The organism is Clostridium mucosae (genome assembly GCF_024622765.1).
Classification (GTDB): domain Bacteria; phylum Bacillota; class Clostridia; order Clostridiales; family Clostridiaceae; genus Clostridium.
On the sequence record NZ_JANKAF010000001.1, the window covers coordinates 130,386 to 146,630 of the forward strand.

17 protein-coding genes are annotated in these 16,245 nt (G+C 28.9%); all 17 read left to right on the forward strand.

Annotated features, from left to right (window positions below; translation table 11 throughout):
- Positions 1-14: 14 nt before the first annotated feature.
- Complete coding sequence (locus NSA50_RS00645) at positions 15-1,184, forward strand: transglutaminase-like domain-containing protein (protein ID WP_195428487.1); 1,170 nt, start codon at positions 15-17, stop codon at positions 1,182-1,184.
- Positions 1,177-1,479, forward strand: a complete 303-nt coding sequence (locus NSA50_RS00650; RefSeq protein ID WP_195265649.1) for a Dabb family protein — start codon at positions 1,177-1,179, stop codon at positions 1,477-1,479. Before NSA50_RS00645 ends, NSA50_RS00650 begins: the two co-directional genes overlap by 8 nt.
- Positions 1,480-1,578: 99 nt before the next feature.
- Positions 1,579-2,445, forward strand: coding sequence for a DegV family protein (locus tag NSA50_RS00655; RefSeq protein ID WP_195265648.1), 867 nt, complete (start codon positions 1,579-1,581; stop codon positions 2,443-2,445).
- 174 nt (positions 2,446-2,619) lie between these two features.
- Positions 2,620-3,225 carry a Holliday junction branch migration protein RuvA gene (gene ruvA, locus NSA50_RS00660; RefSeq protein WP_195265646.1) on the forward strand — a complete coding sequence of 202 codons (606 nt, stop codon included), beginning with the start codon at positions 2,620-2,622 and terminating at the stop codon, positions 3,223-3,225.
- Positions 3,226-3,234: 9 nt separating this feature from the next.
- Positions 3,235-4,260, forward strand: coding sequence for a Holliday junction branch migration DNA helicase RuvB (gene ruvB, locus NSA50_RS00665; protein WP_257442227.1), 1,026 nt, complete (start codon positions 3,235-3,237; stop codon positions 4,258-4,260).
- A gap of 42 nt (positions 4,261-4,302) precedes the next feature.
- Positions 4,303-5,331, forward strand: a complete 1,029-nt coding sequence (gene queA, locus NSA50_RS00670; RefSeq protein WP_257442229.1) for a tRNA preQ1(34) S-adenosylmethionine ribosyltransferase-isomerase QueA — start codon at positions 4,303-4,305, stop codon at positions 5,329-5,331.
- Between the two features lie 21 nt (positions 5,332-5,352).
- Positions 5,353-6,495 carry a tRNA guanosine(34) transglycosylase Tgt gene (gene tgt / locus NSA50_RS00675; RefSeq protein WP_257442232.1) on the forward strand — a complete coding sequence of 381 codons (1,143 nt, stop codon included), beginning with the start codon at positions 5,353-5,355 and terminating at the stop codon, positions 6,493-6,495.
- A gap of 100 nt (positions 6,496-6,595) precedes the next feature.
- Positions 6,596-6,871, forward strand: coding sequence for a preprotein translocase subunit YajC (gene yajC, locus NSA50_RS00680; RefSeq protein WP_195265637.1), 276 nt, complete (start codon positions 6,596-6,598; stop codon positions 6,869-6,871).
- A gap of 51 nt (positions 6,872-6,922) precedes the next feature.
- Positions 6,923-7,291 (forward strand): TIGR04086 family membrane protein, encoded by a 369-nt coding sequence (locus tag NSA50_RS00685; RefSeq protein WP_195265635.1) that lies wholly within the window; start codon positions 6,923-6,925, stop codon positions 7,289-7,291.
- Between the two features lie 402 nt (positions 7,292-7,693).
- A complete protein-coding gene (gene secD, locus NSA50_RS00690; RefSeq protein ID WP_195265633.1) occupies positions 7,694-8,959 on the forward strand; it encodes a protein translocase subunit SecD in 1,266 nt (421 codons plus the stop codon).
- Positions 8,952-9,824: a protein translocase subunit SecF gene (gene secF, locus NSA50_RS00695; RefSeq protein WP_195428483.1), complete on the forward strand. Its 873-nt coding sequence runs from the start codon at positions 8,952-8,954 to the stop codon at positions 9,822-9,824. Before secD ends, secF begins: the two co-directional genes overlap by 8 nt.
- A gap of 141 nt (positions 9,825-9,965) precedes the next feature.
- A complete protein-coding gene (locus tag NSA50_RS00700; protein ID WP_195265629.1) occupies positions 9,966-10,817 on the forward strand; it encodes a DHH family phosphoesterase in 852 nt (283 codons plus the stop codon).
- 92 nt (positions 10,818-10,909) lie between these two features.
- Complete coding sequence (locus NSA50_RS00705; protein WP_195265627.1) at positions 10,910-11,428, forward strand: adenine phosphoribosyltransferase; 519 nt, start codon at positions 10,910-10,912, stop codon at positions 11,426-11,428.
- A gap of 100 nt (positions 11,429-11,528) precedes the next feature.
- Positions 11,529-13,721 carry a RelA/SpoT family protein gene (locus tag NSA50_RS00710; RefSeq protein ID WP_195265625.1) on the forward strand — a complete coding sequence of 731 codons (2,193 nt, stop codon included), beginning with the start codon at positions 11,529-11,531 and terminating at the stop codon, positions 13,719-13,721.
- A 12-nt stretch (positions 13,722-13,733) separates the two neighbouring features.
- Positions 13,734-14,183: a D-aminoacyl-tRNA deacylase gene (gene dtd, locus NSA50_RS00715; RefSeq protein WP_257442240.1), complete on the forward strand. Its 450-nt coding sequence runs from the start codon at positions 13,734-13,736 to the stop codon at positions 14,181-14,183.
- A gap of 14 nt (positions 14,184-14,197) precedes the next feature.
- A complete protein-coding gene (locus NSA50_RS00720; RefSeq protein WP_195265621.1) occupies positions 14,198-14,800 on the forward strand; it encodes an MBL fold metallo-hydrolase in 603 nt (200 codons plus the stop codon).
- Positions 14,801-14,811: 11 nt separating this feature from the next.
- Positions 14,812-16,236: a coproporphyrinogen III oxidase gene (locus NSA50_RS00725; protein ID WP_257442241.1), complete on the forward strand. Its 1,425-nt coding sequence runs from the start codon at positions 14,812-14,814 to the stop codon at positions 16,234-16,236.
- Positions 16,237-16,245 lie beyond the last annotated feature (9 nt).

Consider the following 16,245-nt stretch of genomic DNA (forward strand, 5'->3'; position numbering starts at 1 on the left):
TTGGAGGGGTTAACTTGATAGTTATTATAAATGATGTAATGAATAATAACGATAATATTGGTATTTCAAAAAAAGTTTGTGAAGAAATTGAAAATAGCATAGTTTATAATCCGTATGAAGTAGCCTTGATGTTAGATAATATATTAAATAACAATATAAAGGAAAACTTTGAGGGCTTGGATATTTGGAATAGGCTAGTAGTTGAAACTGCTAAGGAAATTCAAAATCAGTATGGCAAGCATTTAATTATACCTATAAATGTTGAAAATTTAGAAAATCTTATATTATTAAAACATAGCTTTGTTAATATAGATAGTGAAATTTATGTTTTTAATATTACTAATAGTAAAGAGTATGCTGAAAAGGATGAGGAAGAAGGCTATTATAATATTAATATAAATAATAAAATTAATGAAATTAATGAAAATATTAAATCAGTAATAATAGGTAAAATGAAGGTTTTAAGGAGTGACTTTTTAAATAATGAATTTTTAATCAATAAAACTTATGTCATTAAAGGAAGCAAAATAGATGTAAATCTTTTAAATTCTTCTCATCAAAGTGTAAAAAATTTATATAGGAAAAAACCAAACTATGAAATTATATTAGAAACTCATCCTCTAATTATTCAACAAGAATTAAATATAGAAAGATTAGAAAAATACTTAATGCCAACCAAAAGTATAGAATGTGATTCTAAATATATCAAAGATTTTGCTAAGAATTTGATTGGTAATGAGAAAAATAAACTAATGATAATAAATAAGATATTAGAATTTACCAGAAATATAGAATTTGATGATGAGTTATCTACAAGAATATATGAAGGCGAAGATACTCAAAGTGCTTTAAAGACGATAAGTATTATGAAAGGAAGTTATAGTGAATGTACTAACGTATTCATTGCATTATGTAGGGCATCTAATATACCAGCAAAATTTATTCTAGGAAAAACTTCTAAAAATTTATATCATACATGGGCAGAAGTATACATTCAGGGCGTTGGGTGGATACCAGTAGAAACAAGAATAAATATCCCAGTAGACGTAAGCAAGGCCTATTTTGGAATTACAAATAAACATATAAAAATTTATGAAGGTGTTGATTTTGAAGATATAAACGTAAAATTATATAATTTAGACATAGATTTAAAAATATTAAATAAGGAGGAAGTTTATGATTAAGCATATAGTTATGTGGAAGTTAAAAGATAGTGCAGAAGGGAATACTAAGGAAATTAATGCTATAGAAATAAAAAGACAGATAGAAAGTTTGAAAGAAAGTATAGATAAAGTATTAGAATTAGAAGTAGGAATAAATTTTGAAGAGTCTATTCAAGCTTATGACGTAGTTCTATATTCAACATTCCAATCAAAAGAAGATTTAAATTATTATCAAAATCATGAAAAACATTTAAAGGTAGTTAATTTTATAAAAAGGGTAATTGAATCAAGAGTTGTAGTGGATTATGAAGTATAATATTAAATTACTTTGTAAACTTCATAGAAAAACTTTGAATATAGATGTATAATAAAAAGCATATTATAATTATAAAAGATATTTTGGGAGGAGATGACTATGAAGACAGTTATTTTAACAGATTCTTGTTGTGATTTACCTATAAGCTTTGTTAAAGAAAATAATATAGAAATAATGCAGCTTAGAGTTAATATAAAGGGTGATGACATTCCAGATGATCTAGGACAAAGCATAAAGTATAAAGAGTTTTATGATATGATTAGATCAGGTGAAATGCCTTCTACATCTCAGGTTAACTCATATACATTTGCAGAAGCATTTAAAAAATATTCTAGTGAAGGTTATTCAATAATTTATATAGGATTTTCATCAGCACTTAGTGGTTGTGTAAATAGTGCAAGAATAGCTAAGGAAGCAGTAGAAGATGAAATTAAATCTGCAGATATTACAGTGATTGATACAAAAAGTGCATCACTAGGACTAGGACTTATAGTTTATTATGCTGCTAATATGCTTAAAAATGGATCAACGAAGGAAGAAATAGTAAACTGGATAGAAGAAAATAAATTGAAAGTTAATCATTGGTTTACTGTAGATGATTTAAATCATTTAAAAAGAGGCGGTAGAGTATCAAGTACAGTTGCTATAGTTGGAACAATGCTTAGCATAAAACCAATAATGCATGTAGATGATGAAGGAAAGCTAACCCCAGTTTCTAAAGTAAAGGGTAGAAAAAAATCAATTAAGGAATTACAAGAAAAATTAAAAGAAAAAATTGTGAGTCCAGAAGATCAAACAATATTTATAAGCCATGGTGATTGTTTAGCTGAAGCAGAGCATTTGAGAGATTTGATTCTAAAAGAAACAAAAGTAAAAGAAGTTATTATAAATAACGTAGGACCAGTTATTGGAGCACATTCAGGTCCAGGAACATTGGCATTATTTTTTATAGGTAATAATAGATAAGTTTTTTAATAATTATTTTATAGAAAGGAGTAAGATGAAATTAATCTTACTCCTTTTGCATCTCTATGATAATGTTTCTACCTTGAATTATTTTATTTATAATGATAAAGTATAGTGTAGGTTAGAAACTAAATAAAGAAGAGTATTTAGTTGGCATATGAGGGGGTTAGTTGTATGTACGAATACATAAGAGGAAAATATAAAGGTATAAATAGAGATTATATAATTGTAGAAAATAATGGGATAGGTTACAAGATATTTACATCAGGAGCAACTATGTCATCTATGCCAAGAATTGACGAAGAAGTTAAGTTATATCTTGAGCAAATAGTAAGAGAAGATTTTTTAGGGTTATATGGATTTGATTCTAGAGAAGAACTTGAAATGTTTAAATTATTACTATCTATTAATGGGGTTGGTGCAAAAGCTGCATTATCATTATTATCAATTAGTAGAATTAATAATTTAAGATATGCAATAATGATGGGAGATGAAAAACATTTATGTAAAGCTCCTGGAATTGGGAAAAAAACTGCAGGAAGAATTATATTAGAGTTAAAAGATAAAATTAAAAAAGAAGATATAGCTGAAGTAATAGAGGGATCAGGTGAATTTGAAGATTTAATGCCAAATAATGCAAGCAATATAGCAGAGGCTTTAGGTGCACTTTTAGCTCTTGGATATTCAGAAAAAGAAGCAGAGGCTGCACTTAAAAAAGTAGATAAGACAGATACTCTAGAAAATATAATTAAAAATTGTTTAAAGGTTCTTATGGGATAGAGGTGAATTATGGAAAGAATAATAACACCACAAGAAATATTTGAAGATGGAAATTCTTTGAGTTTAAGGCCACAGAGTTTAAATGAGTATATAGGCCAAGATAAAGTTAAAGAAAGATTAAATATATTTATAAAGGCGGCACAAAATAGGGATGAAGCTTTGGATCATGTACTATTATATGGACCACCAGGTCTTGGTAAAACTACATTGGCTAATATTATAGCAAAGGAAATGGATGGAGAGCTTAAAATAACTTCTGGGCCAGCAATAGAAAGAGCTGGTGATTTAGCTGCAATATTAACAACACTTAAAGATAATGATGTTTTATTTATAGATGAAATACATAGATTAAATAGAAATGTAGAAGAAATATTATATCCAGCAATGGAGGATTATGTTCTTCATATCGTTATTGGAAAAGGAGCAGCAGCTAAATCTATAAGATTAGATTTACCTAAGTTTACTTTAATAGGAGCAACAACAAGAATAGGTATGTTAACATCTCCATTAAGAGATAGATTTGGAGTTCTTTGTGATATGCAATATTACACAGAAGAGCAACTTAAAGAAATTATAATTAGATCTGCATTTGTATTTGAATGTAATATAACAGAAGAAGGTGCTTATGAGCTTGCAAGAAGATCAAGAGGTACCCCTAGAATTGCAAATAGATTATTAAAAAGAGTTAGAGATTATGCACAAGTTTATTCAGATTCTCTTATAAGTTATAAAGAAGCAAAAGCTGCACTTGAACTTTTAGAAGTAGATGATAAAGGTTTTGATAGAGTTGATAATAAGATATTAGAAGCAATAATAGATAACTTTAATGGTGGACCGGTAGGAATAGAAACACTTTCCTATTTTATAGGAGAAGAGCTTGGCACAATAGAAGACGTATATGAACCTTACTTATTGCAAACGGGATTTATAGTGAGAACTTCAAGAGGAAGGGTTGCAACCGATAAAGCCTATGAACATTTAGGTAGAAGTAAGGGCAAGAGAAAAGTAACAGGGGAGCAGCAAAAGCTGTTTTAGAGAAAATTAAATTATTAACGATAAAGATTAGGAGACGAGAAAATGAAAGTAAGCGATTTTGATTTTGATTTGCCAGAAGAATTAATTGCACAACATCCTTTAGAAAGAAGAGATTCTTCAAAGCTAATGGTTTTAGATAAAAAAAGTGGAGATATAGAACATAGATCTTTTCATGATGTAATAGAGTATTTAAATGAAGGAGATACCTTAGTTTTAAATAATACAAGAGTAATGCCAGCAAGATTAATAGGTGAAAAAGAAGGAACTGGTGGAAAAATTGAGTTCTTGTTATTAAAAAGAATTGAGGGCGATAAATGGGAATGTTTAGCTATGCCAGGTAAAAGAGCAAAGGTTGGTCAAAAATTTACATTTGGTGAAGGTAAATTAACATGCACTGTAGTGGATGTTGTAGAAGAAGGAAATAGAATAATAGAGTTTTCATATGAGGGAATTTTCGAACAAGTATTAGATGAGTTAGGAGAAATGCCACTTCCACCATATATTACTGAAAAACTTGAAGATAAAGAAAGATATCAAACTGTATATTCAAAAGAAAAGGGATCAGCAGCAGCTCCAACAGCAGGATTACACTTTACAGAAGAATTATTAAAAGAAATCAAGGCTAAAGGAGTTAATATTGCATATTTAACTCTTCATGTTGGCCTAGGAACCTTTAGACCTGTAAAAGTTGAAGATATTAATGAACATATAATGCATTCCGAATATTATCACTTAGATAAGGAAAATGCAGATTTAATAAATGAAACTAAAAAAAGAGGAAATAAAGTAATAGCAGTTGGTACTACTTCCACAAGGACTTTAGAGACCATTGGCGATGAGAGTGGATTTGTAAGAGAGCAAAGTGGATGGACTGATATATTTATTTATCCAGGATATAAATATAAAGTTATTGATGAATTAATAACTAATTTCCATTTGCCTGAATCTACTTTAATAATGTTAGTTTCAGCTTTAGCAGGAAAAGAAAATGTAATGAATGCTTATAATGAAGCTGTTAAAGAAAAATATAGATTTTTCTCCTTTGGAGATTCTATGCTAATAAAAGAATAAACAAGAAGAGGAAGTGAGATTTTGAGTAAGAAAAGATATACTTTACTAAAAAAGGATGGAAACGCAAGAAGAGGGAGATTTGAAACTCCACATGGAACTATAGAAACTCCTGTATTTATGAATGTTGGTACGCTTGCTGTAATAAAAGGCGCAGTATCAACAATGGATTTAAAAGAGATAGGATGTCAAGTGGAGTTATCAAATACATATCATTTACATTTAAGACCATCAGATAAAGTTGTAGCAAAACTTGGTGGACTGCATGAATTTATGAATTGGGATAGACCAATACTTACAGATTCAGGTGGATTCCAAGTATTTTCATTATCAGGAATGAGAAAGATAAAAGAAGAAGGTGTTTATTTCTCATCACATATAGATGGTAAAAAGATATTTATGGGACCAGAGGAGTCAATGCAAATTCAAAGTAATTTAGCTTCAACTATAGCAATGGCATTTGATGAATGTATTCCAAATCCATCTACAAGAGAGTATGTAGAAAAGTCAGTTGCAAGAACAACAAGATGGCTTGAAAGATGTAAAAAGGAAATGGATAGATTAAATTCACTTCCTGAAACTATAAATAAAGACCAAATGCTATTTGGAATAAATCAAGGTGGATGTTATGAAGATATAAGAATCGAGCATGCAAAGACTATAACAAAGATGGATTTAGATGGATATGCAATAGGTGGTTTAGCAGTTGGTGAAACCCATGAAGAAATGTATAGAATTATAGATGCTGTAGTACCATATTTGCCAGAAGATAAACCTATATATTTAATGGGAGTAGGAACGCCAAGTAATATATTAGAAGCAGTTGACAGAGGAGTAGATTTCTTTGATTGTGTACTTCCAGCAAGAAATGGTAGACATGGTCATGTATTCACAAAAGAAGGAAAGATAAATCTAATGAATGCAAAATTTGAGTTAGATACAAGACCGATAGATGAAGGGTGTCAATGTCCAGCTTGTAAAAGCTATACAAGAGCATATATAAGGCATTTATTTAAAGCTAAGGAAATGCTTGCAATGAGACTATGCGTATTACATAATCTTTATTTCTATAATAAGCTTATGGAAGATATAAGAGCTGCTATAGATGGTGGATACTTTAAAGACTTTAAAGAAGAAAAATTAAAAGAATGGAATGGAAAAGCTTAAAGTATTAAGTATCTGTTAATATAATTGACAATACCATATAAATAAGATATAGTTTTTATTATGAAACATATTAGTTATTTAATGAAGGGAATGAATATAAATGGCACAAATATTATCACTTGTAGTACCATTCGCATTAATGTTTGGTCTTATGTACTTTTTACTAATTTTACCTGAAAAGAAGAGAACAAAAAAATACAATGAAATGTTATCAGCATTAGAAAAAAACGATGAAATAGTAACTAGAGGCGGAATAATGGGAAAGATAATAATAGTAGAAGAAGACTATGTTATTATCGAAACTAGCGCTGAAAGAACAAAATTAAAAATTTCTAAAAATGGTATTGCATCAAAAGTAAATAAAGTAACAGAATAAGAATAATACCCCCTAGTATTTCATAAATTAATACTAGGGGGTGAAATGTTTATGGACTGGTCAAATTATTTTAAAAGTGTTCTAAAAGGTGTTGTTTGGGCAATTATGATTACATTTTTAGTAACAGCAATACTTTCTCTAGTAATGAATAGTGTTACTCTTGGAGAAGGTGTTTTTAATATTATTTATGTAGTTATTTCTTGTCTAGCTTTAGTTGTAGGCTCACTAGTTGCAGTAAAAGCACATGGAAGTAAAGGGTGGATTGTTGGTTTAGCAGTAGGATGTATGTTTTACATAGCTCTATATATAATTGGTATTATATTCGGCGCAGAACCAACATTAGGCATGTATGATTTTATTAAATTTACATTATGTGTATTTATTGGCCTTTTTTCTGGAATGCTAGGCGTAAATCTATAACGTTATTAATACAATAAAAATTTATTTGTAAAACCAAAGATTCTTTCAATCAATTCATAATAATTATATAATATATTAAAAAATAAGAGGATTTCATGTTCTCTTATTTTTTTATTTAATAAAAATATATAATTGATTAATATTAAATTTAATGAATATATGATCAAAACTAAAGTTACTAATATTCTATGAAATATGAGATTAATCTAAATTATATGTAATTATTGTATAAATTTACAAAATAATAGTTATACTTATTTATATAAGTGTGCTAAATAATATTTATTAAGAGAATTTGGAATAAAAAGGATGGAAAACGACTCCAATTAAGTAAAAAGTAGTTGATATTACTTAACATAAGTAATATAATTTTAATTGAAAACTTACCAGAGGGGGAAGAACATGAAAGCGAGAAGCAAAAGCAAGAGTAAAAGTTCAATATTATTTATACTCTGTATCGTTGCTATTTTCTCATTAGCATTTACAGGTTTTAAAGGGTTTGAAATAGCAGGATGGGAGTTTAAGTCTTTTAATAAAGCAATAACTAAAGGACTTGATCTTCAAGGTGGAGTATCAGTTTTGATGGAGATTCAAGAAGATGATGTCCCATCAGATGTTCGCCAAAGAACAAAGCAATTATTAGAACTTAGAGTTAATAAAATTGGAGTATCTGAAACAGTAGTAACTGAAGAAGGAGAAAAAAGAATAAGGGTAGATATACCTGGAGCATATAACTCAAGTGAAATAGTTGATGGATTAAGTAAAACTGGTAACTTAGAATTTAAGGACCCAGAAGGTAATGTTGTTTTAACAGGTAAAGATGTTAAAGAAGCAACGGCTATTCTTGATGATACATCAAGACCAGTTGTATCATTAGAATTAAATGAGGAAGGGCAAAGAAAATTTGCTGAAGCTACAGCTGATAATATAGGAAAGACTATAAGTATATCAATGGATGATGAAGTAGTATCTCAGCCAGTAGTTCAAAGTGCTATTACTGATGGGAAAGCTGTTATTAATGGAATGTCTTCAATGGAAGAAGCAACAAAATTATCAGGAATTATAAGTTCAGGTGCGCTTCCAGTAACAGTTAAAGCAGTATCTATTAATAATGTAGGAGCTCAATTAGGTGCAGAAGCATTTCCAAATGCAGTCAAGGCTGGTGTTATTGGTATATCATTAATATTTATATTCATGATACTTTGGTATAGAGTTCCAGGAATTTTGGCAAGTATAGCATTAACATTATATATAACATTAGTACTTTTAGTATTTGTAGAGATGGGTGTAGCACTAACGCTACCAGGAATTGCAGCATTATTGCTAACAGTAGGTATGGCGGTAGATGCAAATATCTTAATTTTTGAAAGAATTAGAGAAGAACTTTCTAGAGGAATATCTGTTAAAAGCGCAGTAAAAAGTGGATTTGAAAATGCAATGTCATCAATAGTGGATTCAAATGCTACAACATTTATTGCTGCACTTATATTGTATTTTATAGGTTCAGGAACTGTAAAGGGATTTGCGGTGACACTAATGATAGGAATAGTTTTAAGTTTAATTACTGCTTTAGTAGTTACTAAAATTTTAATAAATTTTGCAGTAGATATGGGACTTTTAAAGAGTTTATGGCAGTTTAGAGTAAAGAGGGGGGCTAATAATGCTTAAAATTATAGAAAAAACTAAGCTTTGGTTCGCCTTATCAATAATAGTTATAGTAGTTGGAGTAGGATTTACTATTTCAAGAGGATTAAATTTTGGTATAGACTTTTTAGGTGGTACTAAAGTTGTTATTGAATTAGGTGAAGGATTTAATAAACCTGAAGCAGATGAAATAGTTAAAGGGATAGTTCCAGATGCAGTTACAAATGAGGCAAATGGAACACAATACGAAATTAAAGCAAAAGATTTAGATAGTAAAAAAGTTTCAGAAGTTTTTAAAGCCTTACAAGATAAATATAATCTAGAAGATGACGATTTATTATCACAGAATGAAATTGGAGCTTCAGTAGGAAAAGAACTTACAAGAAATTCAGTTGTTGCATTATTAGTAGCTTGTGTAGCAATGCTTGCATATATTGCAATGAGATTTGAAATGAATTATGGTATAGCTGCTATCATAGCACTTGTACATGATTTATTTATTACAATTAGCGTATTTGCAATTTTCAACATACCTGTTAATACACCATTTATAGCAGCCATATTAACAATTGTGGGTTATTCTATAAATGATACAATAGTAATTTTTGATAGAATAAGAGAAAATTCTAAAAACATGAGAAGAGCATCAGCTACTGAAATTGCAAATAAGAGTTTAACTCAAACTATGTCAAGATCAATAAATACAACATTAACGACATTAATTACAATTATAGCCGTAAATATATTTGTTCCAACAGTTAGGGAGTTTACATTCCCATTAATAATAGGTATTGCAACGGGGGCATATTCTTCTATATGTATAGCTTCACCAGTATGGGTTATATTAAAAGATAAAAGAGGTAAAAAAAGTAAAGCTGAATTGGCTTAATCTTTTAAAAAATAACAAAAAAAGTTAAACCTCCGAAATATTTTGGAGGTTTATTATTTTTTTCCTTAGAAAACATTTGTAATATTGGAGATTTTACATTATAATATATGTGTTTTCTTAAGTTTTATGGAGGAGTTTATAATGCGTAAGTTTTGGGAGAGTATTTATAGTCCAAATTATATTACTGGATATAATCCCTTTATACTTAAAAATATGAATAAAGCTATTGAACATATGGTAGAAGCTATAAATAATAGAAAAAAGATAGTTATTTATGGAGTACCTAATGTAGATGGAATATGTGCTATATCATCTTTAATATTGGTATTAAAATATTTAAATGCAGATATAGAATATATAATTCATGATGAAACTTCTAGTTCTGGAATAACATCAGAAGATATAAAGAATAATGTTAGTTTTCTAGGGGGTCAACTTTTGATAACCTTAGGTATAGATTTGAGTTCAGAAAAAGAAGAAAAGCTTTGTAGGGATCTTGGGATAGATTTGATAGTTTTGGAAAATAAAGAAGTTAATAATGAGAGAAATTACATATACATAAATCCAAATCAAAGGGGATGCCAGTATAGATATAAAAATTTATCTATTAGTGGATTAACCTTTAAATTAATGCAAGCAATTGCTATATACTATAACATAAAGAGCATAAATAAGTATTTGGATTTGATACTTATAGGAGAGCAGTGGGCAGAAGTTCCTTTAAAAGGAGAAAATGGTGTTATTTTAAAGGAAGGAAGAAAATTTTTAATAAATACTAATAATTATGGTTTAAGGTCTATAATGAATTATTATAGTATTGTTGAAATGGATGAAGAGTGCATATTGAAAATTATAGATGTCATTACACCAACTATAAATGCAGTTACAATGATGGATAATGCACGTATAATTATAGAACTTTTGACTACTACTAAGAAAGATAGAGCTGAACAAATAACAAAATATTTAAACAAATCAAAGATAACTATATAATTAATTAGATAATTACTGTAAAATTATATTGATGGTTTTTAGTAAGAAAAATGATTATATAGTTTGTAATTTTTAGTAATGGAGGATTTATCATGAATCTAAAAGAAAAGATACGAGTAATTGAAAATTTCCCAAAGGAAGGAATAAGCTTCAAGGATATAACAACAGTAATTGGAGACGGAGAAGCACTAAGATATTCAATTGATAAAATGGTTGAACATCTTAAGGATAAAAATATAGATTTAATAGTTGGGCCAGAAGCAAGAGGGTTTATTTATGGAGTTCCTGTAGCTTATGCAATGGGTATAGGTTTTGTACCAGTAAGAAAGCCAGGAAAGTTACCTGGTGAAACAATATCAATAACTTATGATTTAGAATATGGTAGCGATACATTACAAATACACAAAGATGCTATAAAAAAAGGACAAAGAGTTGCAATAGTTGATGATTTACTAGCAACAGGTGGTACAATAGATGCAGTAGCTAAGCTTGTAGAATTAGCTGGTGGAGAAGTAGTTTGTTTAGATTTCGCAATTGAGCTTACAGGTTTACATGGAAGAGATAAATTAGGAAAATATGAAGTTATGTCTTTAGTTGATTACGAATTTTAATATTGTTGAAATATCAAATCAAATATTATATAATAAAAGAAAATGGCTGGTTGTTAAAACCAGCCAATTATTTTAGACTTAATCAAAGGAGATTACCCATATGTATGAAAGCCTATTACGAAAAATAAATGAAAATTGTAACAATATAGATACAGATATCGTAAAAAAAGCATATGATTTAGCATGTGATGCTCATAAGAACCAAAAGAGAGAGTCAGGTGAGCCCTATGTAACACATCCAATAGATGTGGCTGAAATACTTGCTGAAATGGGTATGGATACTAGTACAATCGTAGCTGGACTTTTACACGATGTTATAGAAGATACACACTATACATATGATGATATAAAAAACATATTTAATGAAGAAATTGCAGATTTAGTTCAAGGTGTAACTAAGCTTGGAAAAATAGAATATAAGACAAAAGAAGAGCAACAAGCCGATAATGTTAGAAAAATGCTTTTAGCTATGGCAAAGGATATTAGAGTAATAATTATAAAGCTAGCGGATAGATTACATAATCTTAGAACTTTAAAATTTATGCCTAAAGAAAAACAAAAGCAAAAGGCTAAAGAAACTTTAGATATTTATGCTCCATTAGCTCATAGATTAGGTATTTCTAAAATTAAGTGGGAACTTGAAGATTTATCTTTTAGATATTTGCATGAAGAAGAGTATTATGATTTAGTAAAACAAATAGCAGAAAAAAGAGCTGAAAGAGAAACTTATATTGCTGAAATAATAGAAGATTTACATAATAAATTGGAGGAATCTGAAATAGATTCTGATATAGATGGAAGACCAAAGCATTTTTATAGTATCTATAAAAAGATGATAAATAAAAATAAAAGTATTGAGCAAATATTCGATTTAACAGCAATAAGAATTTTAGTAAATACAGTTAAAGATTGTTATGGTGTATTAGGGATAGTTCATACTATATATAAACCTATTCCTGGTAGATTTAAGGATTATATAGCAATGCCAAAGCCTAATATGTATCAATCTCTTCATACTACTGTAATAGGGCCTCAAGGGAAAACATTTGAAATACAAATTAGAACCTTTGAGATGCATAAAACTGCAGAATATGGTATAGCAGCACATTGGAAGTATAAAGAGGGTGATACGCAAGAAGATAAGGAAAAATCCTTTGAAAATAAGCTTGCATGGTTAAGAGATATGCTTGAGTGGCAAAAAGAAACATCAGATGCAGAAGAATTTATTGAAGGTTTTAAGATAGATTTATTTACAGATGAAATTTTTGTATTTACTCCAAAAGGCGTTGTGATAAATTTACCAAGTGGAGCTACTCCAATAGACTTTGCATATAGAATACATACAGATATAGGAAATAGATGTATTGGAGCAAAGGTAAATGGTAAAATAGTACCTCTTGATTATAATCTAAAAACAGGTGAAATAGTAGAAGTATTAACATCTAATAATGCTAAGGGACCTAATATGGATTGGCTAAATATGGCTAAAAGTAATCAAGCTAAAAGTAAAATAAGACAATGGTTTAAGAAAATTAAAAAAGAAGAAAATATAGATAAAGGGAAAGAAGTTTTTGAAAAAGAACTAAAGAAGCAAGGGGTAATTTACTCAGAAATTGCCAAAGGTGAAGCATACGAAAAGTCAGTTAAAAGATACAATATTCACAGTATGGAAGATTTATATGCTTCAATAGGAGTGGGGCAGATTTCAGCTTCATCATATATAGCTAAGTTAAAAGAAGAAAATATTACTGAAAAACAAAGTTTAGAAAGCATAAATAAGTCAATTGATGATCATATTTCTAAATCAGATAAGGCAAATACAAATAAGAAAACATCTCCTAATGATTATGGAGTAACAGTAAAAGGCGTTAATAATCTTATGGTAAGGTTTGCTAGATGTTGCAATCCAGTTCCGGGAGATGAGATACTTGGATATATAACTAAAGGAAGAGGAATTTCAGTTCATAGAAGTGATTGCAGTAATTTAAAAGCTTTAATTGATTATGATAATGGAAAAGTTGTAGAAGTTTCATGGGGTTCTTCAAAGGGAACAGCCTATGTAGCTGAAATACAAGTTAGAGCAGAAGATAGAATAGGAATATTATCGGATATAATGATGATAATAACTGAAGCTAAATTACCATTAAATGCATTAAATGCTAAATCATCAAAAGGCAATATTGCCATAATAAATATAAAGGTAAAAATTGATTCCATTGAACAGCTAAGAGAGCTTATGAGAAAGATAAGAAGACTAAAAGGTGTAATGGATGTATATAGAATGAATAACTAAAGAGGTGATTATATGAGAGCCGTTGTTCAAAGAGTAACATCTTCTAAAGTTACAGTAGAAGAAAATATTATTGGGTCAATAAATAAAGGACTGAATGTATTAATAGGCATCTCAAAGGATGATACTGAGGAAGATTTATTATATATTAAAGAGAAGCTAGTTAATTTAAGAATATTTGAAGATGAATCTGATAAAATGAATTTATCAGTTTTAGATGTAAAAGGTGAAATTTTAGTGATTTCTCAATTTACTCTTTATGGAGATTGTAGAAAGGGTAGAAGACCAAACTTCATGGAAGCAGAAGGTGGGGAAAAAGCAAAAGTTTTATATGAAAGGTTTGTTGAATTATTAAAGGAATCAAATTTGAAAGTTGAAACTGGTGAGTTTGGAGCACATATGAAAGTAGATATCCAAAATGATGGACCTGTGACTTTAATGTTAGATAGCAAAAAGAACTTTTAAAAAGGAGGATAAGTATGATAGTAAAAACATATCCGCTTGGATCATTGCAAACAAATTGTTATTTAGTAATAGATGAAAAGACAAATAAAGCTGCTGTAATAGACCCAGGTGCAGAGGCTAGTTATTTAATGAAAGAAATTGAAGCTCTAGGAATTGAAATAGAAGTAATACTTTTAACACATTGCCATTTTGACCACAATGGAGCTGTAGAAGAATTAAAAGATAAATATAAAGTAGATGTTTATCTTAATAAAGCAGAAGAAGAATATATGGAAATGGATTCTTCAGGAATATTTGGAAAGCTACCTAACATTTATAAATATATAAATGAGGGTGATGAAATAAAGGTTGGAGAATTAACTTTTAAAGCAATATTTACCCCAGGGCATACAAAAGGTGGAACTTGTTACTTAGTAGAAGATAAGGTATTTACTGGAGATACTTTATTTAATGGTTCAATAGGTAGAACAGACTTCTTAGGCGGTAGTTATAATGAGCTTATAGAAAGTATAGAAACTAAGCTTATGGTACTTGATAATGATGTAGAAGTTTACCCAGGTCATGGACCAAAATCTACTATTATATTTGAAAGGATGAAAAATCCATTTCTAGCATAAGAGGAGAATAAATGGAATTAAAAATTAGTTTAAATAATTTAAAATATAGATATGACGTATATCAAATGTTTAATATATATTATGCGCTTGATGAAATTAAGTTTGAAGAAGATGGTAACTATATAATAAACATAGAAGAAGATAAAATATCATTTTCATTTAATGAGTTTTATAGAGAATGTACTGTTTTAGAAAATATAAAAGAGGATATTAAGAGATTAATTTTTTCTTCATTGAAAGAAATAACAGGAGATTACTATCCATGGGGAATACTTGTAGGAATAAGGCCATCTAAAATAGCGTTGAAATACTTAGAAGAAGGAAAAAGTGAAAAGGAAATAATAGATATATTTGCAAAGAAGTACTTAGCTTCAGAAGAAAAAGCTAAGCTTTGCATAAAAGTAGCTAAAAAAGAGCAAGAACTTGTAAATAAAGATGAAAAGAGTATTGCTATCTACATTGGAATGGCATTTTGTCCAACAAGATGTTTTTATTGTTCCTTTACAGCTAATCCTATAGGTGGAAATAAAAAATTAGTAAATCCTTATTTAGAAGCATTAACATATGAAATAAGAGAAATGAAAGAATATGTTAATGAGAGAAATTTAAAAATAGAAAGTGTATATTTTGGTGGAGGAACTCCAACAGCAGTAAATAATGAAGAGTTTGAAGATATTATGGAAGAAATTTACAATGCCTTTGTATTAGATAAAGATATAGTTGAATTTACTGTAGAATGTGGAAGACCAGATAGTATAACTTTAGAAAAGCTTCAAACTATGAAAAAATATAACACTACTAGAATAAGTATTAACCCTCAAACAATGAACGATGATACATTAAAAATGATTGGTAGAGGACATACATCAAAAGATGTTATAGATAAATTTAACTTAGCTAGAAATTTAGGATTTGATGATATAAATATGGATATGATAATTGGCTTGCCAGGAGAAGGGATAAAAGAAGCAGAATATACTGCAAATGAAATCTTAAAGTTAAGACCAGATAGCTTAACTGTCCATGGATTATCCTTAAAAAGAGCATCAATTCTTTATGAAAACTTCATTTTAAAAAAAGGAATACAAATAAAGAAGCAAGATGAACTTTCATCAATGTATGAAGTAAGTAGAAGTTTAGCTAAAAGTTTAAATATAGAGCCATACTATATGTATAGACAAAAAAATATGGTTGGCAATATGGAGAATTTAGGCTATTCTAAAGAAGGCAAAGAATGCTTATATAATATACAGATGATAGAAGATAAGCAAACTATAATAGCTTTAGGAGCAGATGCCGTATCAAAAGTAGTCTTTCTAGAAGAAAATAGAATTGAAAGATTTGGAAATGTTAAAGATGTTAGAGAGTACACAAGTAGAATTAAGGAAATGGTAGAGGAAAAGATAAAACTTTTAGATACACTTTACCTTAAATAGGAGGAGATA

Coding starts and splice junctions, on each gene's coding strand:
- NSA50_RS00650 (WP_195265649.1), top strand. CDS start 1,177: ATGATTAAGCATATAGTTATGTGGAAGTTAAAAGATAGTGCAGAAGGG.
- ruvB (WP_257442227.1), top strand. CDS start 3,235: ATGGAAAGAATAATAACACCACAAGAAATATTTGAAGATGGAAATTCT.
- ruvA (WP_195265646.1), top strand. CDS start 2,620: ATGTACGAATACATAAGAGGAAAATATAAAGGTATAAATAGAGATTAT.
- NSA50_RS00655 (WP_195265648.1), top strand. CDS start 1,579: ATGAAGACAGTTATTTTAACAGATTCTTGTTGTGATTTACCTATAAGC.
- NSA50_RS00700 (WP_195265629.1), top strand. CDS start 9,966: ATGCGTAAGTTTTGGGAGAGTATTTATAGTCCAAATTATATTACTGGA.
- NSA50_RS00710 (WP_195265625.1), top strand. CDS start 11,529: ATGTATGAAAGCCTATTACGAAAAATAAATGAAAATTGTAACAATATA.
- NSA50_RS00720 (WP_195265621.1), top strand. CDS start 14,198: ATGATAGTAAAAACATATCCGCTTGGATCATTGCAAACAAATTGTTAT.
- NSA50_RS00725 (WP_257442241.1), top strand. CDS start 14,812: ATGGAATTAAAAATTAGTTTAAATAATTTAAAATATAGATATGACGTA.
- secD (WP_195265633.1), top strand. CDS start 7,694: ATGAAAGCGAGAAGCAAAAGCAAGAGTAAAAGTTCAATATTATTTATA.
- queA (WP_257442229.1), top strand. CDS start 4,303: ATGAAAGTAAGCGATTTTGATTTTGATTTGCCAGAAGAATTAATTGCA.
- dtd (WP_257442240.1), top strand. CDS start 13,734: ATGAGAGCCGTTGTTCAAAGAGTAACATCTTCTAAAGTTACAGTAGAA.
- NSA50_RS00685 (WP_195265635.1), top strand. CDS start 6,923: ATGGACTGGTCAAATTATTTTAAAAGTGTTCTAAAAGGTGTTGTTTGG.
- NSA50_RS00705 (WP_195265627.1), top strand. CDS start 10,910: ATGAATCTAAAAGAAAAGATACGAGTAATTGAAAATTTCCCAAAGGAA.
- yajC (WP_195265637.1), top strand. CDS start 6,596: ATGGCACAAATATTATCACTTGTAGTACCATTCGCATTAATGTTTGGT.
- secF (WP_195428483.1), top strand. CDS start 8,952: ATGCTTAAAATTATAGAAAAAACTAAGCTTTGGTTCGCCTTATCAATA.